This window comes from Deinococcus roseus, from assembly GCF_014646895.1.
Classification (GTDB): Bacteria; Deinococcota; Deinococci; order Deinococcales; family Deinococcaceae; genus Deinococcus_C; species Deinococcus_C roseus.
In genome coordinates, this window is sequence record NZ_BMOD01000002.1 from 156,050 (window position 1) to 174,510 (window position 18,461).

Here is an 18,461-nt window from a genome sequence, read left to right on the forward strand (position 1 = left end):
GGAGGAGACCCGAAAATGTGGCAAACTGACCCTGATGACTGCTTCGCCGGGTTCTTCAAGAGGTTCTTCTAAAACACGTCTTTTTGTCAGTGTTTTGTGCAATGTGCTGGTGTGGGCAGCGGTGCTGTGGTGGTACACACTGGAACTTCCCAAATGGCTGGGCTTCATTCGGAATGCAGGGCTTACTCCCAGTCCTGAATTGCAAAATGTCCTTTTCCTGCATCCTTATGCAGGCGTTTTGCTGGGGGCCATCGTGCTGCTGTTCAGTTTGCTGCTGTCCAGAGGCCGCAGTTTAAGCACATCTGTGAACTTGCAGTTCCTGAGCACTTTTGTGGCCCTGCTGGCTCTGGGCTGGGTGATGTGGGGCGTGTACCAGAGCGCCAAAAATGCCATGCCTCACCTTTCCATTTTCTGATCCCTTTTCTGAGGGTTTGCAATTTCACCTGGCTTTGTTAAACTGCTTGGCATGACGACACCTGTACAATTCATCACCGCCAGACGGCACACAGGGTCTGTTCCCACCACCGCCTGGCGGTAAACTTATGATTTCCCCCACCACAGAAGAATAAACACCAGAGGTTGTCAGGGTGAGTTTGCATGCCCTGCCTTCGAAGCCCTTAGAATGGACTGCTGAAACCCTGTCTTCAGGAACTGTCCCGCGTTTGAAAGCGTTTGAAAGGTCGTGAACCATGCACGTTGTGCTGCCGGATGGAAAGAAACTGGAATTTGACCACAATGCCACGGGTCTGGATGTGGCTGCTGCCATTGGTCCCAGGCTGGCCCAGGATGCTGTTGCTGTAAAAGTGCAGGGCGAACTGAAAGACCTGCTCTCCCCTCTAGAGAATGGTGCAGAGGTCAGCATCGTCACCAAGAAGAACATCGAGGAGATCCCTGGGTTCTTCCGTCACACGCTGGCCCACGTGATGGCCCAGGCCGTGCGCGAGTTTTATGCTGCACGGGGCCACGACGCCCAGAGCATCAAGATGGGTGTGGGGCCTGCCATCGACAACGGCTTTTACTACGACTACGACCTTCCCGAGCCGCTCAGGGCAGAAGACCTCCCCGAGATCGAGAAGATCATGAACGACATCATCACCCGTGACCTGAAACTGACCCGCAAGGAAGTGACCCGTGCGGAAGCGTTGCAGGAATTCGGGTATGACCCTTACAAGGTGGAACTGATTCAGGACCTTCCTGAAGATGAAGTGCTGACCTTCTATGTGCAAGACGGCTTCACGGACCTGTGCCGTGGCCCCCATGTGCCCAGAACCGGAGTGATTCCCCGTCACTTCAAACTGATGTCCACCAGCGGAGCCTACTGGCGCGGCAGCGAGAAGAACCCCATGATGCAGCGCATTTACGGGGTGGCCTTTGCAACGAAGCAGGAACTGGACAATTACCTGCACATGCTGGAAGAAGCCAAGCGCCGCGACCACCGCAAGATCGGCAAGGACCTGGAGCTGTTCTTCACCAGTGAGGTGATTGGCCCCGGTCTGCCCCTGTGGCTGCCCAATGGTGCCACCATCCGCCGTGAACTGGAACGCTTCATTGTGGACCTGGAGCTGCGCCAGGGTTACCAGCACGTGTACACCCCCCAGATGGCCAAAACCGAGCTTTACAAGATCTCCGGTCACTGGGACCACTACCAGGAGGACATGTTCCCGGTGATGAAAATCGACCAGGAAGAACTGGTGCTGCGCCCCATGAACTGCCCCCACCACATCCAGGTCTACAGGCACACCCAGCGCTCCTACCGGGACCTCCCCATCAAGATTGCCGAGCTGGGCACCATGTACCGCTTCGAGCAATCCGGAGAGCTGACCGGCCTGAGCCGGGTGCGCTCCATGACCCTCAACGACGCCCACATCTTCGTGCGCCCCGACCAGATCCAGACCGAATTCAAAAAAGTGGTGGAACTGGTCCAGGACGTGTACGAAATTCTGGGCTTCAAAGAGTACAAATGGCGTCTGTCCCTGCGCGACCCCGCAGACAGCGAGAAATACTTCCAGGACGATGAAATGTGGAACAGTGCCGAATCCCAGCTTCGTCAGGCCCTCGACGACATGGGCCTTGAGTACTACGAGTCTCCTGGCGACGCTGCCTTCTACGGTCCCAAACTGGACGTGCAGGTGAAGAGTGCCCTCGGGAAAGACGAAACCATCTCGACGGTGCAACTGGACTTCCTGCTGCCCCAGAAATTCGAGCTGGAATACGTCAACGAGGAATCGGGCCGCTCCAGACCCGTGATGATCCACCGGGGCATCATCTCCACCATGGAACGCATGACCGCCTTCCTGATCGAGAACTGCGCCGGAGATTTCCCCTTCTGGCTGGCCCCCGAGCAGGTGCGCGTGGTGCCCATTGCAGACCGTCACCTCGAATACGCCCAGCAGGTGGAAGCCGAACTGCGCAAGTTTGATCTGCGTGCAAAAGTAGATGACGGCGGCGAACGCATGAACGCCAAAATCCGCAACGCAGAACTGCGCAAAGTGCCTTTCGTGCTGATCGTGGGCGACCAGGAAGCCGAAAAGCAGGAACTCAGCGTGCGTGAACGCCACAAGGGCGAACGCAAGAACGTTCCTCTGGCCGAACTGGTGCAGGAACTGGCCGGACGGTACAGGAACCGGACGCTGTAAAGATGTGCATGTTGGAATCCCCTTCAGGTTGCTGGAGGGGATTTTTTGTTGCCGAGGGTGCAGGGCCGAGGGCCGAGAGCAAGAAAGCTTTTGCTTCAGCATCGCAGATTTGACATTCAGCCATGGCTTTTGCAGCATACGCCCTCAGCCCTGCGCCCTCGGCTCTCGGCTAAGATAAGACCACCATGCTGCAACCCCTGCGCGACTGGTGGCATTTCATCAAGCGTCCCCAGTTTGAACCCCAACCCGTTTCCCAGATCAACCGAACTTTTTTGATCCTGCTGGTTTTCCAGTGTTTGCTGTCTGTGCTGAGCCTGCTCATTCCCAGCACCCTGATTCCCAACTTTGAGAAGCTGGCAGATGACAATTCGGTGCTCAAGATGATTGAGGAATCCGGCTGGTTCTGGACCATTCTGGGTGCAGCTTTCCTGGAGGAGGTCATTTTCAGGCTTCCTGTGGGGCCTTACCATTCCCGGTTTCTGATTCCCAGTGGCCTCTTGCTGCTTCTGCTGGGCTGGGCTTTCAAAGCCCTGTTCTGGATGCAGGTGGTGATGGCTTTTGGAATGGGGATTTTTGTGCTGGGCATTCTGGGCTTGCATTACGAGTACAGGGACATGCTCAGGGATGTGTGGAGAAAAATTTTCCCTGTGGTGTTTTACCTGTTTGCTTTCGTGTTTGCGCTGGTGCACCTGAGCAATTACGAAACAGGCCTGAAGTCCCTGAATCTGCCGACCATGCTGCTGCTGGTCATCCCACAGTTTCTGGCCGGACTGATGTTCGGGTATGTGCGTGTGCGCATGGGGTTTTTAAATGGCGTGGCCCTGCACGCTGCGTACAACGCCGTTTTTCTGGTGCCTCTGGTGGGCTTCAGTTCGCCATGACTTTTTCTCTGGTGGGCACCTTCAGAGAGATGTACCAGATGCCCACCAGTCCCAGTCCTGCAATGCAGGCAGCAATCAGCAGGGCATATTGGCTGTTGCCCGTGCGTTTTAAGATCCTGCCGTAAACCAGCACACTGCTGACCGCACAGGACAGCACAATCATGCCGATGGCCAGCACTTTGGCTTTGTGGGGCATCCCAAGGCCAGCCTGAAAATCCCTGAGCAGGGGTCCTGCCACGGGCAGGTTCAGCAACCAGGTGTAAAATCTGGGGCTGCTGCGGGCAAAACAGGCGGCTGCCAGCACAAAAAACACCGTTCCGGGCATCCCGGGAGTGTAGAAACCCACAAAACCCAGTCCAACGCAAACAAAGCCTGCCACAATCCACAACGGACGCAGCCATGCAGGGGCCTGTTTCACCGACATGGGAACAGTTTATGGAAAGGGACCGGATCACATGAATCAGTCACTTACAATTGCCTGTTTCACCAGCCCCAGGTCTTCCCGGTCCTGTTTGGGCAGTCCTTTTGCCACCAGTGCATAAGAGTGGTCGATCAGCTCTCGCACCAGACCATCAGGCAAAGTGCCGTCCAGCAAAACCGTGTTCCAGTGTTTCTTGTTCATGTGCCAGCCGCCCTGGATGTGATCTGGGTGCTCTTCCCGCAGTTTGATGGCCCGTTCGGGGTTGCATTTGAGGTTCACCGTGATGGGGTCCTGGGTGATGTCTGTCAGGGCAAAGATTTTGCCCCTGACCCTGAGGACCAGCGTTTCAAATCCGAAGGGAAAATCTTCTGTGGTGCCCCTTTTGCTCAGGCTGTGTTCTCTGAGTTCAGTGATGGTTTGCATGTCCTGATGATACCGCATCTGAATGTTTTTGGCGTATTTCTTAAAAAAATTCTGCCATCGGTGTATTTTCTTGCTTTCCAGCTTTTGATTTCTGCAAATCCCTCAGCTCCACTTAAGATTTTTGTATGTTTTCTGATGCTAAGCTGAACCATGCCCACCATCATTCTGAGCAGTGCGATCCATGCCTCAATCGACGTGGTGTTCGATCTGAGCCGCAGCATTGACCTCCACATGATTGGTGCTGCACACACCCAGGAAAAAGCCGTTGCCGGCAGAACCAGTGGTCTGATCGGCCTGGGAGAAGATGTCACCTGGAAAGCCACCCATTTTGGGCTCCCTTTCACGCTGCAAACCCGGGTCACCCGTCTGGAACGCCCTTACTACTTTGTGACCGAAATGGTCAGCGGTCCATTCAAAGCCCTGAAACATGAACACCGTTTCCGGGTCTTGCAAAACGGCGAAACCGAGATGAAGGAAATCTTCGAGTTCAAGTTGCCCCTCGGGGTGATGGGGAGTGCCGCCGAGCGCATGTTCCTGACCCGTTACTTCCAGCGTTTCCTGTCTTACCGCAACAACACCATCCTGGAATATGCCGAAACCGACCAGTGGATGGATTTGCTCCACCCTGCAACCCACCCGATTGGCGAGTGGCACTTCAGTTGAAAACAAACCCTCCTGCCCGTCAAGCAGGAGGGTTTTTCTTGAGCATGGATGCTTACTTGATTCCACCAAAAGCAGCAAATACGCTGTTCTTGTGCAGGATGTCCACCTGTGCGAAACCCACCTTGCGGAGCATGTCAATCTGGAACATCAGGGGTTTTGGTGTGTCTTCCTGTGAGATGTAATCGAACACATGGTCCCGGTAGGCCTCATCCTTGAGGCCTGTGAGGTAATCCCCGTAACGCTCCCACATCAGACCCTGGATGGCAGGAATCGAGTGCTCGATCAGGTCAGAGATCCAGAAAGATCCTCCAGGCCTGAGGGCCTCAAAACATTGCCGGAAGACCTTTTCCCACTCCTCATCGGTGCGCATGTGGTGGAAGACCGCTGCACCCATGATCACATCAAAGCGCTCCTTTCCAAGGTCCAGTTCCCGGATGTCCCCCTGTATGGAGGTGATCTGTCCTGAAGTCACAGCGCTGACCCTTTCCCTGGCCCGGTCCAGCATGGGCTGGGAAAGGTCCATCAAAGTGCAATTGCAACCCGGCACCACCGAAAGAAACTTGAGGGTGTAATTTCCAGCACCACATCCGATGTCCAGCACATCTCTGGCATGGGGGGTCAGGGTGCCTGCAGCACGGGTGATCAGGTCCATGTTGAGGGGAGCATCGATGGAACTGGCCTGTCCGGTGTCCAGGTTGGAGAAACGCTCCACATCACTGTCGAAACGGGCTTTGATTTCTGCAACTGTGCTTTTACCAGTGCTTTTGACCTTGCTTTGGTTGTTTGACATTTTGAGCATCCTTTCTGAAGAAGGACCCTTCCGAAAAGGGCTATGCTGAAAGCATGGAAATGGGTCTGAAAGAATTCATTCTGCTGGGGCTGGCCCTGATGCTGCCGGTGGCGTTCATCTATGTGGTGACCACCTACTTTGCCACCCCCAAACGCTTCAACGAGCATGACCAGAAGGTTCTGCTGGAAAAACGCAACAGGAAAAAGAAAGATGGCGGGTCCTGAAACCCGCCACCGCTTGCACTGAAAATCCTGTTACGCGGTAACGGTTTCCTTCAGCACGTTTAGCACGGTCTGGGTGAACTCCTGGGTGCCAGCAGTGCCCCCGAGGTCCTTTGTGGGGTTCTCGTTGAGGGCCTTGAGGACCGCAGCATCAATGCGGTCTGCAGCTTCAGGACGGTTCAGGCTGTACCTGAGCAGCAGGGCAGCACTGAGGATGGTTGCCGTGGGGTTGGCAATGCCCTGACCAGCAATGTCAGGCGCAGAGCCGTGGATGGGCTCGTACAGGCCTGCACCATCGCCCAGAGAGGCAGAGGGCATCAGGCCCAGAGAACCGGGCAGCACCGCACCCAGGTCAGAGAGGATGTCTCCGAACAGGTTCTCGGTGACGATCACGTCATAACGGCTGGGGTTGGTGACCAGCAGCATCGCCACGCTGTCCACATATTCATGGTTGAGGGCCACATCGCTGTATTCTGCCTGCTGGACTTTGACCACTTCACGCCGCCAGAACTCACTGACCTCCAGCACGTTGGCCTTGTCCACACTGGTGACCTTGTTGCGGCGACCCTGTGCGGCTTTGAAAGCCACGCGGGCAATGCGCTCCACTTCGTGCTTCTTGTAACGCATGGCGTTGAAGCCTTCATCGTCGCGGATGTAACGCTCAGGGTCGAAGTACACGCCGCCCAGCAGTTCACGAACCACCAGCACATCCACACCACGGGCCAGTTCGGGCTTCAGGGGAGACAGGTGCTCCATGCCCTCATAGACCTTGATGGGACGCAGGTTGGCGTACACGCCCAGCGCTTTTCTCAGGGCCAGCAGGCCAGACTCGGGGCGCAGGTGGCGGGGCAGGGTATTCCAGTGGGAATCCTGAGCGCCACCAATGCTGCCCAGCAGCACGGCATCTGCAGTTTGCACGGCTTCCTGGGTGGCAGCCGTAAAAGGTTCACCGTAAGCATCAATGGAAGCTCCACCGAATTTGTGCTCATCGTATTCGAGGTCAGGGGCGACCACTTTCAGGACTTCAATGGCGCTGGCGACAATCTCGGGGCCGATTCCGTCACCGGGCAGAACAACAATTTTAGGCATCAGTTCAGCACCTCATATTCAAAAAGGGCGAGGCATGCCTCGCCCCTACAGGGTCTTAATTGAACGTTTCTTTCATGTACTCAAGCCAGCCACCCGATTTCTGCACATCGAGGGCAAACTGGGGCACGGGCACAAAAGTCACGACCTGACCGGTGCGCTTGTTGGTGATCACACCTGCAGTGAGGTCCAGATCGGCTTCATCTCCATCCTGAAATGCAGCAACAATGTCTGCACATTCCAGGGCCAGAAAGCCGTTGTTGATGGCATTGCGGTAGAAAATGCGGGCAAAGTTGGGGGCCAGCACAGCCGCCACCCCTGCGCCCCGGATGGCCCAGACGGCGTGTTCACGGCTGCTTCCGCAACCGAAGTCTGCTCCGGCCACGATGATGTCACCGGGCTGCACCCGCTTCACGAAATCGCGGTCATAATCTTCCATCGCAAACTTGGCCAGTTCTGATTCCACATCGGTGGTCAGGTGGCGGGCAGGGATGATTTCATCGGTGTTGATGTGGTCACGACCAAACACATGCACTTTTGGCATTGATTTACTCCTTGGGAAAGCCCTCAGCTGTCAGCAATCAGCCTTCGGCTGAGAGGAACAACAATCTCAAATTCCAGATCAGTCTGCAGCAGACCCAGCGCCAATGAAGTCGCGGGGATCACTGATGTAACCGTTCACCGCACTGGCAGCCACAGTTGCTGGGCTGGCCAGGTAGATCTGGGCACTGGGGTCACCCATGCGGCCCACGAAATTGCGGTTGGAGCTGGAGATGCACACGTCGTTCGGACCGAGCACCCCGGAGTGCATGCCAAGGCAGGCACCGCAGGAGGGGTAGGACACGCTGGCTCCGGCATCCACGAAGATTTCCAGCAGGCCTTCCTGGGCGGCCTGTTTCCAGATGAGCTGGGTGGCAGGCACCACGATCATCTGCACCCCATCGGCAACCTTGCGGCCTTTGAGGATGTTGGCGACTTCACGCAGGTCGGAGATGCGTCCGTTGGTGCAGCTTCCCACGTAGGCATGGGTCACAGCGATCTTGTCGGTGCCAGCCACTTTGCCGTTGGAGGGGATGTGGGGGTAGGCCACGGTGGGTTCCAGCGCGCCAGCATCAATCTCGATGACCACTTTGTATTTGGCATCTGCATCAGACTGGTATTCGGTGTACTGGTCGGGGGTCACGCCACGGGCACCCAGGTATGCGCGGGTGGTGTCATCCACGGCCACGATGCCGGTTTTGCCGCCTGCCTCGATGGCCATGTTGGTGAGGGTGAAACGGCCTTCCATGTCCAGGTTGTCGATGGTTTCGCCCACCCATTCCATCACCATGTAATTTGCCCCGTCTGCACCAATTTGCTTGATGACTTCCAGCACGAGGTCTTTGGGGGTCACACCGGGGTTGAATTTGCCGGTGACTTTGATCAGCATGGTTTCGGGAACCTTGAACCAGACTTTTCCAGAGTAGATGGCTCCAGCAAGGTCGGTGGAACCCACGCCCGTGGCAAATGCGCCCAGAGCGCCAGCGTTGCAGGTGTGGCTGTCTCCGGAGACCAGGGTGTCACCAGGCTTCACCAGACCGGTATTTTCCAGCACCACGTGCGCAATGCCACCACGTCCCACATCGTAGAAGTGCTTGATGCCTTTTTCGTGCACCCAGCTCTTGAGTTTCTGGTACATCTTGGCGGCCTTGATGTTCATGGCAGGCACAGAGTGGTCAGGAACGGCCACAATCTGGTCCGGGTTGAACACCTTGTCCATGCCCCGTTCTTCCAGCATGCGCAGGGCTGCGGGGGTGGTGATCTCGTGGCAGAGCACCCATGAGGTGTCGCACATGATGAGTTGCCCTGGAACCACCGAAACGTTCCCACTGCGGGCGGCCAAAATCTTCTCTGCAATCGTCATACCCATCTTTTCGTTCCTCCTTCGTCCAACGAAAAGCCCCGAAACTTACCTAAAAGTTTCGGGGTGTATTGGCATAGGTCAATGTTCGCCAGCTTACCCCTGACGGTGTGGTAGCAGGTTGTAACTTCTGGTGGTGAACATTGCCCCCATCATAGTGTTGTCTTCACGCAAAAACAAGACAGCAGATGAATTTGCTTACACAAGCGGCAAGGGCGGGCAGGGATGAGGGGGACTGGTGGTTCGCTCTGTCCTGCAGCTCCTGGCAACAAAATCCTCAAAATCTCCGACAGAGAGATTCCTCCCCCAAAGAGGGGAGGAGCGCAGCGTCAGCAAGCGGGTGGGGTTACAACCGCACCGTCTGGTACCGCACCGGCCTGCCAAATTGATGCAGCTTGCCGTTCTTGCGCATCATGCCCTGAAACACCGTGACCTCCAGGTTGTTGGGATCAAAGCCATCCAGGCGCACGCAGCAGATCCGTCCGGTGTTGTAGCCGCCGGTGTCAATGAACAGGTGCTTGCCGAACATCATGGGTTCCAGGGTGGGGGTGTGGCCGTGGATGCTCATCACCACGCCATCTGGCAGCGGAAACGGACCTTCGTAGGGCCGGATCCACATGGCCACATCTTCGGGGGTGTGACCGCCTCTGGCGTGGGGTGGGGCGGCGTGGGAGACCAGCACACTGCCTTCCTGGGGGTAATCGGTGATGCCTTCGGGCCCCACAAACATCGCAATGCGCCCAAGTTCCAGGTAAGCCAGCAAATCTTCCGGATAATTTTCGATGGTGAAACGCTGGTATTCCCGGATCACCGTTTCTCCGCCTGCTTCACGCCAGTTGCGGAAGTCCTCGAAGGCCCGCTGGTATTCCCGCATGTTTTTGCTGCTCAGGTGGTTCTGGTAATGCCGGTGGGGCATCAGGGCCATCTCTTCGTGGTTGCCCCGGATCACGGTGGCCCGTCCTGCGGCATGCAGGTCCAGTACAGCTTTCATGGCTGCTCGGTTTTGCGGTCCCCGGTCAATCACATCGCCCAGGAAAACGTAGTGGGTGTCGTCCGGGTAATGTCCGAGGATTCGCTCCAGAATGTCATATCTTCCGTGGATGTCACCAATGCAAACTATCATCGGCCTCATTGTGGCACATCTGCCTCCGGGCTTCTGTGTGTTTTCAGAGGGGATGGTCCAGATCTGGAAGCACCATCTGCACCTGCAAGCCGTTCATCTTACCGGCGATTTACAGGACGTTTGCCCGTAAAGCAAGCGAATCAAACCGTTTCGATCAGGGTTTTCTAGGTGCATGAATATGCATCTTTTTTGAGGAACATTTACAATTCATGGGCATCGTTGAAAACAGGTTGCCGCCTGTGATGCGGGAGGAAAGCCATGAAAGTTCTCACTGTTTGTCTCGGAAACATCTGCCGTTCTCCACTGGCCGAGGTGCTGGTCCGCAAAGCCCTGCAAGACGCGGGCATCGAAGCCTCTGTGGACAGTGCGGGCACTGGAGCGTGGCACCTGGGTGAGCAGCCCGACCCCAGAGCCCAGAAAGTTGCTGCAAAGCACGGTCTGCCTCTTGGACACGCAGCACGAAAGATTTCCGAGCAGGACTTTTTTGATTTCGACCACATCCTGGTGATGGACGAGCAGAACCTGCGCAACGTGAAAAACCTGCAACCCACCTCCTCCAAAGCCAGAATCAAGATGATCCGTGACTTTGATCCCGTGGGCAAAGGCGCTGTCCCTGACCCTTACTACGGCACCGATGAGGACTTCCAGGTGGTCTGGACCATGCTGGAACGGGCAGCACAGGGATTTGCCGCCTCTGTGTCTGAAAAGCAGGCTGTCAAGCTCTGATCTGGCCCTGATCTCAATCTTGTTTTCAGACCCCGGGCTGCTCTTTTAATCCGGGGTTTTTGCTGTGGAAGTCTGGTCCAGAAAAGGCAGGTCCTGCACAGTTTCATACTTTCCATGGGACTTTTTGATGGCCAGACGCAAAAACCTTGCTGTGAACTCTGCTTGCTGGAACAGTTCACTGGCCTCCTGAATTTGCCTGGAGGTCGGGCTGTACAGCAGCGTCAGGTGCATCTGGTAGGCCTCTCCTTCAAAAAATTGAGGCTGGGGAGGATGGCCCACTGCCAGCAAGGTGTGCAGGTGCAAGGTCCTGGCCCCCGGAGAAACCACATCCCAGAACAGCACCCTGGGGCCAAAGGTGCGAACACCTGAAAGCTGCACCTGAAATGGAGCAGTGGCAGCACACAAAGCCTGCACCCTGGGAAGCCAGTCCAGATCCGGGGTGAGGCCCGCCTTGAATTTGATGGTGATGTGCGGCTCCATGCTGGGCCGGGTGTACTGCAACTGGTACTGCAAAACCCGCTCTGAGATGTCCTGCGGTGGGATCAGGGCCAGCACATAAGTGGGGGCTGTGCCTCCCGTGTCAGAGGTCATGGAGAAACCTGAACCTGCTCTGTTGCAGAGATGGCCTGATGGTGCACCCGTCTGGCATTGATGCCGGTCAGCACCTCGTATTCGATGGTGTTGGCATGGGGGGCAAGCTGGGTGGCGGTGACTGCATCAAAACCCATCACTTCCACATAATCTCCCACCTGCACCTGCAGACCCGTGACCTCCATCATGCACTGGTCCATGCAAATCCGCCCGATGATCTCCCGCCATTCCGAGCCGTGTCTGGCCAGGGCATGCCCGGTGGCCGATCTGGGGTACCCATCGGCATAGCCAATTTGCAGGGTGGCCACCAGGGTGTCTCTTTCTGCCGTCCAGAGTTCACCGTAAGACACCTTCTCCCCCGCTTGCATGGTGTGCAGATATCCGATGCGGGCCATCAGGCGCATCACGGGTTTGAGGGGAAGCCCGGTTTCCGGGCGGGTGGTGAAGCCATAAGCGGCAATGCCAGGACGGATCAGGTTGAAAGCCGCTTCATGACCAAAAGCCTCAATGCCTGCTGAATTGCTCATGTGGTAGATCAGACCGTTCATCCCGGCGTGCTCCAGGCTGGATTTGACCTCTTTAAAAAGCTCCAGTTGTCTGCGGGCACTCTGGTTGTCCTGGGCATCTGCACTGGCAAAGTGGGAAAAAATGCCTTCCACGATCACCCCACGGTGCTGGGCGGTCTGGGCCACCCTCACCACGTCTTCAGGGCGCATGCCCAGGCGGTTCATGCCGGTGTTCACTTTCAGGTGGATGCGGGAACCTGCAGGCAGGTACAGCAGTTCTTCCAGGCTGCTGAGGGTCAGGCGCACCCCCTGCCGGGCCAGTTGCGCAGCCTCCTCCCAGGCCGGAGGGGTCAGGAGCAGCACTGGCTTGCGGGTCAGCGGCATGATTTCCAGCGCTTCCTCGGGAGAGGCCACCGCGTACCCCCAGATCAGCTTCCAGTCGCTGGTGTGCTGCACCACCAGGGCCGCACTGTGCCCATAAGCGTTGGCTTTGACCGGAAGCAGCACATGCGAAGAAGCCGCATGCCTGGAGAGGGCCAGCAGGTTGGCGTACAGGTGGGTGAGGTGGATTTCAGCAATGACCCGCGGTGTCATGGGAAACATGGTAACGCATGGGAGCAGAAAGCAGCGCTCCAGTTTTGATCGGGGCCGTCCCGAGGCACGCTTTCAGGAGCAAGAAGGAGGCAGAAGACCAGATGCCGAGGGCCTTGTAGGGGCGAGCGGGCTGAGGGACCAAAATGCGGTCCCTCGTACAGCCCAAGACGGCGGGCAGAGAATCCAGCTTGCGGATTCGCGTTTTGCACAAGACAGCATGCCTCGCCCTTTTCCCAGAGCAAAGAGCAAAAGAGGTCCTGTCCTTATCGCATGACAAAAGGAACGCATGGGGATCTGCATTCTCAGGGTCAGGAACTTCCCTGCTTTGTTTGTACCCAGTCCAGAGTTTCTCGATGCATCCAAACACACAGAACTTGCAAATCAGTCTTCAGAAGCAGGATGTGAGGTGACACCTCCCGCTCTGCGACAGCCAGAAGCATGAATGACCTCCCTGAACGAAACGGCACATCCGTTTCCGGGCAGTGTGCTGTTGTGCTGCTGGAAAACCCAAAAGGAGAACACCATGAAAAAATTTCTGACCGTTTCCACCACCCTGGCCCTGACCCTGGGCATGACCGCATTCGCCGCCGACATGAACGCTTTTGTGCGTGTGGTTCACGCTGTGCCTGATGCCCCTGCTGTGGATGTGTATGTGGACGGCACCCGCACCGTCACCAATGCCCCCTTCAAGGCCGTCACCCCTTATGGCGATGTGCCCGCAGGCAAGCACCATGTGATCATCACTGCTGCTGGAGACATGAGCGCCAAAGTCTTTGAAGGGGATGTCACCCTCAGGGCTGGCAAGTACTACACCGTGGCCGCCATCGGATACTTGAAAACCCTGAAACCCAAGATCTTCATGGCCAACAGCCTGAACATGAACAAGGAAAAAGCCCAGGTGAACGTGTTCCACCTGTCTCCCAACGGTCCCCGCATTGATGCCATTGCCCCGGACTACGACAATGCCCGCATCGTGCCCAACCTGTCTTATGGCCGCATGTACAAAGCCATGGTCAGCCCCATGGGTGTGAACCTCAACATCGTTCCAGCCATGAAAATGACCCCTGTGGTGAAGAACCTCAGTGGCATCAGCGTGAATGCTGGCAAGACCTACAGCGTGTTTGCCGTGGGTCTGGTGGGAGGCATGGGCACCCAGGCTTTTGACCTGATCGCCACCGAAGACAAAGTGGTGATGGGGTCCATGAGCGGCAAGTAAGCTTCACCGCACACTGCAATTCGTCTGACGGCACAGGCCGTTTCTACTTCCAGAGGTCAGGGGTTTTCCCTGGCCTGCTTGTTTGAGGAGGATCATGTTCAGGCTTCCATCCAGTTTGATTGTGGGTTTCAGTGCAGCGGTGCTGCTCAGTGGGCTGGGTTTGCTGGCCAGAATGTGGGCAGCTGCCCCCTATCCGCCCCAGGTTCTTTTTGACCGCATCAGCCAGTTTCTGGGCACTCCGGCCATGTTCAACCTGATCCACCATCTGTTGGGGGTGGGTCAGGGCGGTAAAATTGCAGCTTTTCTGGGGGTTTTGCTGTTGTGGCTGGGTGGATTGACGTTGCTGGGGGTGCTGGGACCTGTGATTGCAACAGGGGTTCTTTTGCTGGTGCTGCTTTTTGTGGTTCCTGCTGGCTGGGCTGTGGGTTACGCCGTTCTTTATTTGCTGATCCGTCTGGCCTTGCAACCTGCTGTCATACAGCACCAGCAAGGCCGCCGTGAAGCCCTGAATGCTCTTGGGGTGGGTTCGCTGGCCATCACCGTGGCGGCTTCGGGGAGTCTCCTGAAAAAAGTTCTGGATGGCACGGACCAGACGGCTGCCTCTGCTTTCAAAGCTGGATCTCCCCTCCCAGAAGGCATTGTGTCTCAGGACGATCTGTATTACGTCAGCAAGAACCTGGAAGGGTTTGATCCGCTGCTCAGTGCAGAGAAATGGTCCCTCAAGATCAAAGGCATGGTCGAGAAACCAGGAGACCTGACCCTCTCAGACCTCAAAAAATTCCGGCAACGGGACCTGGAACTCACCCTGAATTGCATTTCCAACCCGGTGGGGGGTTTCCTGATTGGAAACGCCATCTGGACGGGCTTCACCCTGCGGGATCTGCTGAACCAGGTGGGGGTCAAGCAGGGGGCGAAATTCATCCTCTGGAAAGCAGCAGACGGGTACATCGAATCCCTGCCTCTGGGAGAGGCTTACGAGGAGGACGTGATGCTGGTCCACAGCATCAACGGTGAACCCCTCACCCCCAAACATGGTTTTCCACTGCGGGTGCTGATTCCAGGCAGGTACGGCATGAAGCAACCCCGCTGGATCACCGAGATGGAACTGTCCAGCAGCGATGTGCCTTCTTACTGGAGCCAGAGGGGATGGGACAAAGAGGCGTTCATCAAGCCTTCCAGCCGTTTTGATGTGCCCGAAGAAGGCAAACCCGTGGTGGCCGGAAAAGAACTGATGATGAAAGGGGTGGCTTTTGCAGGCAAGGTGCCCATCACACGGGTGGAGGTTTCTGTGGATGGAGGGAAAACCTGGCAGGAAGCTGCCTTGAAAGACAGGCGCTCCAAACACGCCTGGACGCTGTGGTCGCTTCCCTGGACCCCAGAGGCGGGAATTCATGAGGTGGTGGTTCGGGCTTATGGTGCCGGGAAACTGCAAACCGATCAGACCGCAGATCCCCTGCCCAGTGGCTCCACAGGCTGGCACAGGTTTCTGGTCAATGCCTCCTGAGCTTCCTGTCTGGCCTGTCCATTCTGCAGTCATCTGAACTTAAACTGAGCGTTTTGCCAATTTTGCTGTCATTTCTTAAGCTTCGCCTCCAGAATCCCACACGCAAACCCGGCCCGGACAGGAATAGACTTGGGGATATGCACCGTCCCCTCAGCGTGATGTTCATGCTGCTCTTCTCTGCCACCCTGCCTGCCCCCACCGCCCCATCTGTATTTCAGGCGTTTCTGGAACTTCCCGTCAAAATGCTGGGCTACCAGCAGGATTTGCCCCGTGAGAAAGTGATCGGGCAAACCCACCGCACCGAGAAGCGGGAAATGCCCTGGGGCGAGGGCAGCATCGAGGTCCGCAAAAACGTCAGCACCCAGTTCCTGAAGGTGTTCATGATCGAATCTGGGTCCAGCACCCTGTACACCCTCAGGGCTTTCAATTCCACGGAGGGGCACAGGGTTTTTCTGGTGCAGAAACAATACTGTTTTGTACCAGGATGCGACACCACCATCGGGGTGTTCGAAAAGCAGGGCAAGACCTGGAAAGACCTCTCAGAGAGCCTGCTGCCCGATTTCTCCCAGACGGTCCTGACCCGTGCCTACATGGAAACCACCGGCAAAAAACCCTCTGAAAGCGGTGAAGAGCTGGACTACCACCTGCAAATCCCCGAGGAAGGCAGTGTGGTGGAAGTCTGGAACCGTTACGACGAAAAAATCTTTTCCCTGAGCTGGACGGGACAGAAGTTTGTGATCAAAACCAGTTGATGTTCAGCCAGCTCAATGTCCTCTGGGTACCCCAACATGCAGCTCTCCGCCGTACACCTGCATCACCTCGTACTTGGGCAGCAGCGAAAAATAATCCATGGAGTGGTTCACAAACACCGTCCAGAGCACCCAGGCCCACAGAAACAGGTAAAAGCCATACCTGTAAGGTTCCCGGATGCGTTTGAAGTAGGGTTGCAGGGGGTAGGTCAGCAGGCCCACCACCAGCACATACACCAGCAAATCCAGCAAAAAAGGCAGCAAATACACGTTAAAAGAGCGGGAACTGATCATGCTGTAATGCTGGAATGGCAAGGGGAAGCCGTAAAAGCTGACCGTGGTCTTCCCTGCTGTCAGAAAAGGCACTTCCAGCAACACCCTGCTTTTCAGGGTGAGGTGTTCCAGCAAGAGCCAGGCCAGGGGCAAGCTCCACATCCAGAATTTTTTCAGGTAGGCCTTCAGACTTCCAGACATACCTCCAGAGTAAGAAAGCCACCTTCAGCCCAGATGGGAGTTGCCTTGAGAGAGGGTTGCCTACGGTCTCATCAAGGATATTCAGTCAGGGATTTCGGTGAGGGCCTGTCCATCCCGGATTCTCAGGATGGTGTGCGCCAGTTCGGCCACGCTGGGATCGTGGGTGATCAGCACCACGGTTTTTCCTTCAGAGGCGGGTTTTAAAAGCAAATCCAGAATGCTTTTCCCCGTGCGGGTGTCGAGGTTTCCGGTGGGTTCGTCTGCCAGAATCACACTGGGGTTGGTGATCAGGGCTCGGGCAATCGCCACCCGTTGCTGTTCTCCTCCAGAAAGCTGTGAAGGGTAATGGGTCAGGCGGTGCCCCAGTCCCAGCTGTTCCAGCAGGGCTTTTGAGCGTCTGGTGCGCTCTGCCCTGGGCACCCCCTGCAAGGTGAGGGGGAATTCAACGTTTTCTGAAGCCGTCAGGATGCTGACCAGGTTGTAATTCTGGAACACGAATCCAAAATGCCTGAGGCGGTAATCTGCCAGCTGTGCATCATTGAGGGTGGAAAGGTCAGTCTGGTCGTGCATGATCTTGCCGCTTGATGGGCGGTCAAAGCCAGCCAGCAAATTCAGCAGGGTGCTTTTTCCGCTGCCAGAAGGTCCAATGATGGCGGTCACCTTGCCTGCCTCGAAAGCAAAACTCACCTGACTGAGGGCCGTGACGGTGCTGTCTCCAGAGGGATAGATTTTGCTGAGGTTCTCGACGCGCAGCATGTCAGTTCCTCCCCAGCGCTTCGGTGATCACGATGCGACCTGCACTGCGGGCAGGCAGCAGGCCCGAGAGCAATCCCAGCGCAAAACTGACCGCAAAGGCCAGCAGGGTGAGCCTGGGGGTCAGGGCAGCCGCACTGATGCTGGCCAGTTGCTGGGTGTAGTAATTGACCACCTGAATCCCCAGAAAGCCCAGCAGGATGCCGCCCAGGCCACCCATGAAGGCCAGCAGCAGGCTTTCCAGCAACACCAGGTTGCGAATGAAACCCGGCTTGGCCCCGATGGCCCGCATGGTGCCAAATTCACGGGTGCGCTCGAAGACCCCCATCATCACGGTGTTGGCCACGGCCAGACCGCCCACAATCAGGGCAATCAGGCTGATGCCAAAGCGAATCGCGTCGCTGATGCTGACCGCGCGATCCAGCACCTTCAGGAAATCCGACTGGGTTTGCGCTTCCACATCCAGGGTTTCAGAGATCTGTTTGGCCACCGTTCTGGCCTGGGATGGATCCTGCAGCTTGATGGCAATGAAAGAAATCTGGTTTTCCACGCCCATGGCTTTCTGCAGGGTGGATCTGGGCACAAAAATAAAAGAATCGGTGAAGCCTCCCTCTTCTTTGAGGATGCCCACCACCTTGAAGAAATTGCGGCGGTTGAAGCGCACATCCGATCCGATCTTCAGACCCGCATTCTCTGCAGCCTTGAAACCCAGCACAGCCACCAGTTTGCCTTCATCGGCAGCTTCCAGCAACCTGCCCTCTGTGACCTGCACGCCCGGAGAGATGTCCAGCACGCTTTCAGCTGTGGGATAACCATAAATCAAAAAAGACTGCCTGGGATCAAAACCCCCCTTGGCCGAAATCACCACCGGAATGATGCTGCGGATGCCCCAGTCTTCCCGGTGCTGCTCCACTTTTGCCACCAGGCTTTCCGGCAAGTCGGGGGTGCGGGGCAACCCTTCCTGGATTCCATTGAGGGAAATTTGCACGTCCGGGCCAATGTTGCCCAGTTCCTGGGTGAACACCCGACGGATGCCCTCCCCCAGCGAGAGAAAAATCACCATGCTGGCCACCGCCACCACGATGCCCAGCACCGTCAGGGTGGTGCGCACCGCCCGGCGGGTCAGCCCCCGCAACGCCAGTTGAAAGAGGTCAGAGATCGGCATACCTCCCATCCTAACCGGGATGGGGAATTTTTCTGCAGG

The 18,461-nt window shown here is 56.6% G+C and carries 21 protein-coding genes; 9 read left to right on the top strand and 12 right to left on the bottom strand.

From position 1 onward, the window contains the following. Nucleotides 1-109: 109 nt before the first annotated feature. The 3 genes from IEY52_RS03670 (at nucleotide 110) to IEY52_RS03680 (ending at nucleotide 3,517) form a co-directional block, all read left to right on the top strand. Nucleotides 110-415 (top strand): hypothetical protein, encoded by a 306-nt coding sequence (locus IEY52_RS03670; protein WP_194510043.1) that lies wholly within the window; start codon nucleotides 110-112, stop codon nucleotides 413-415. A gap of 274 nt (nucleotides 416-689) precedes the next feature. Further along, nucleotides 690-2,636, top strand: a complete 1,947-nt coding sequence (gene thrS, locus IEY52_RS03675) for a threonine--tRNA ligase (RefSeq protein WP_189000030.1) — start codon at nucleotides 690-692, stop codon at nucleotides 2,634-2,636. 185 nt (nucleotides 2,637-2,821) lie between these two features. Beyond that, a complete protein-coding gene (locus IEY52_RS03680) occupies nucleotides 2,822-3,517 on the top strand; it encodes a CPBP family glutamic-type intramembrane protease (protein ID WP_189000033.1) in 696 nt (231 codons plus the stop codon). Here IEY52_RS03680 and IEY52_RS03685 read toward each other — a convergent pair. Then, a complete protein-coding gene (locus IEY52_RS03685) occupies nucleotides 3,504-3,941 on the bottom strand; it encodes a YbaN family protein (protein ID WP_189000036.1) in 438 nt (145 codons plus the stop codon). The two genes, IEY52_RS03680 and IEY52_RS03685, sit on opposite strands and share 14 nt — an antisense overlap. A 36-nt stretch (nucleotides 3,942-3,977) precedes the next feature. Continuing rightward, nucleotides 3,978-4,361: an MmcQ/YjbR family DNA-binding protein gene (locus IEY52_RS03690; RefSeq protein WP_189000039.1), complete on the bottom strand. Its 384-nt coding sequence runs from the start codon at nucleotides 4,359-4,361 to the stop codon at nucleotides 3,978-3,980. Nucleotides 4,362-4,511: 150 nt separating this feature from the next. On the opposite strand from IEY52_RS03690, the gene IEY52_RS03695 reads away from it, so the two are divergent. Continuing rightward, nucleotides 4,512-5,024: an SRPBCC family protein gene (locus IEY52_RS03695; RefSeq protein ID WP_189000042.1), complete on the top strand. Its 513-nt coding sequence runs from the start codon at nucleotides 4,512-4,514 to the stop codon at nucleotides 5,022-5,024. Between the two features lie 52 nt (nucleotides 5,025-5,076). On the opposite strand, the gene IEY52_RS03700 is transcribed toward IEY52_RS03695, so the two are convergent. After that, nucleotides 5,077-5,814 carry a class I SAM-dependent methyltransferase gene (locus IEY52_RS03700; protein WP_189000044.1) on the bottom strand — a complete coding sequence of 246 codons (738 nt, stop codon included), beginning with the start codon at nucleotides 5,812-5,814 and terminating at the stop codon, nucleotides 5,077-5,079. A 53-nt stretch (nucleotides 5,815-5,867) separates the two neighbouring features. Here IEY52_RS03700 and IEY52_RS03705 point away from each other — a divergent pair, with 53 nt between their 5' ends. Beyond that, a complete protein-coding gene (locus tag IEY52_RS03705; RefSeq protein WP_189000046.1) occupies nucleotides 5,868-6,038 on the top strand; it encodes a hypothetical protein in 171 nt (56 codons plus the stop codon). A gap of 30 nt (nucleotides 6,039-6,068) precedes the next feature. On the opposite strand, the gene leuB is transcribed toward IEY52_RS03705, so the two are convergent. From leuB to IEY52_RS03725, 4 genes are all read right to left on the bottom strand, one after another. After that, nucleotides 6,069-7,124 (bottom strand): 3-isopropylmalate dehydrogenase, encoded by a 1,056-nt coding sequence (leuB, locus tag IEY52_RS03710; RefSeq protein WP_189000048.1) that lies wholly within the window; start codon nucleotides 7,122-7,124, stop codon nucleotides 6,069-6,071. Between the two features lie 55 nt (nucleotides 7,125-7,179). Beyond that, nucleotides 7,180-7,665: a 3-isopropylmalate dehydratase small subunit gene (locus tag IEY52_RS03715; protein ID WP_189000050.1), complete on the bottom strand. Its 486-nt coding sequence runs from the start codon at nucleotides 7,663-7,665 to the stop codon at nucleotides 7,180-7,182. A gap of 78 nt (nucleotides 7,666-7,743) precedes the next feature. Further along, nucleotides 7,744-9,030 carry a 3-isopropylmalate dehydratase large subunit gene (locus IEY52_RS03720; protein ID WP_189000052.1) on the bottom strand — a complete coding sequence of 429 codons (1,287 nt, stop codon included), beginning with the start codon at nucleotides 9,028-9,030 and terminating at the stop codon, nucleotides 7,744-7,746. A gap of 337 nt (nucleotides 9,031-9,367) precedes the next feature. Further along, nucleotides 9,368-10,144, bottom strand: coding sequence for a metallophosphoesterase (locus IEY52_RS03725; protein WP_189000054.1), 777 nt, complete (start codon nucleotides 10,142-10,144; stop codon nucleotides 9,368-9,370). 258 nt (nucleotides 10,145-10,402) lie between these two features. On the opposite strand from IEY52_RS03725, the gene IEY52_RS03730 reads away from it, so the two are divergent. After that, nucleotides 10,403-10,870, top strand: a complete 468-nt coding sequence (locus IEY52_RS03730; protein WP_189000056.1) for a low molecular weight protein-tyrosine-phosphatase — start codon at nucleotides 10,403-10,405, stop codon at nucleotides 10,868-10,870. A gap of 45 nt (nucleotides 10,871-10,915) precedes the next feature. On the opposite strand, the gene IEY52_RS03735 is transcribed toward IEY52_RS03730, so the two are convergent. Next, entirely contained in the window at nucleotides 10,916-11,461 is a 546-nt protein-coding gene (locus IEY52_RS03735) for a 2'-5' RNA ligase family protein (RefSeq protein WP_189000058.1), read from the bottom strand. Then, entirely contained in the window at nucleotides 11,458-12,561 is a 1,104-nt protein-coding gene (gene alr, locus IEY52_RS03740) for an alanine racemase (RefSeq protein WP_189000061.1), read from the bottom strand. The genes IEY52_RS03735 and alr overlap by 4 nt, the downstream gene beginning before the upstream one ends. Nucleotides 12,562-13,084: 523 nt before the next feature. Here alr and IEY52_RS03745 point away from each other — a divergent pair. The 3 genes from IEY52_RS03745 (at nucleotide 13,085) to IEY52_RS03755 (ending at nucleotide 16,033) form a co-directional block, all read left to right on the top strand. Beyond that, the gene (locus IEY52_RS03745; protein ID WP_189000064.1) at nucleotides 13,085-13,777 is read left to right on the top strand and encodes a DUF4397 domain-containing protein; all 693 of its coding nucleotides are present in this window, start codon (nucleotides 13,085-13,087) and stop codon (nucleotides 13,775-13,777) included. 94 nt (nucleotides 13,778-13,871) lie between these two features. Then, nucleotides 13,872-15,281, top strand: a complete 1,410-nt coding sequence (locus tag IEY52_RS03750; RefSeq protein WP_189000068.1) for a molybdopterin-dependent oxidoreductase — start codon at nucleotides 13,872-13,874, stop codon at nucleotides 15,279-15,281. Between the two features lie 137 nt (nucleotides 15,282-15,418). Then, the gene (locus tag IEY52_RS03755; protein WP_189000071.1) at nucleotides 15,419-16,033 is read left to right on the top strand and encodes a hypothetical protein; all 615 of its coding nucleotides are present in this window, start codon (nucleotides 15,419-15,421) and stop codon (nucleotides 16,031-16,033) included. Nucleotides 16,034-16,045: 12 nt separating this feature from the next. On the opposite strand, the gene IEY52_RS03760 is transcribed toward IEY52_RS03755, so the two are convergent. The 3 genes from IEY52_RS03760 to IEY52_RS03770 form a co-directional block, all read right to left on the bottom strand. Further along, nucleotides 16,046-16,504, bottom strand: a complete 459-nt coding sequence (locus IEY52_RS03760) for a hypothetical protein (protein WP_189000074.1) — start codon at nucleotides 16,502-16,504, stop codon at nucleotides 16,046-16,048. Between the two features lie 81 nt (nucleotides 16,505-16,585). Beyond that, nucleotides 16,586-17,260, bottom strand: coding sequence for an ABC transporter ATP-binding protein (locus IEY52_RS03765; RefSeq protein WP_189000077.1), 675 nt, complete (start codon nucleotides 17,258-17,260; stop codon nucleotides 16,586-16,588). A gap of 1 nt (nucleotide 17,261) precedes the next feature. Then, on the bottom strand, nucleotides 17,262-18,422 hold the full coding sequence (locus IEY52_RS03770; protein ID WP_189000080.1) for an ABC transporter permease: 1,161 nt from the start codon (nucleotides 18,420-18,422) through the stop codon (nucleotides 17,262-17,264). Nucleotides 18,423-18,461 lie beyond the last annotated feature (39 nt).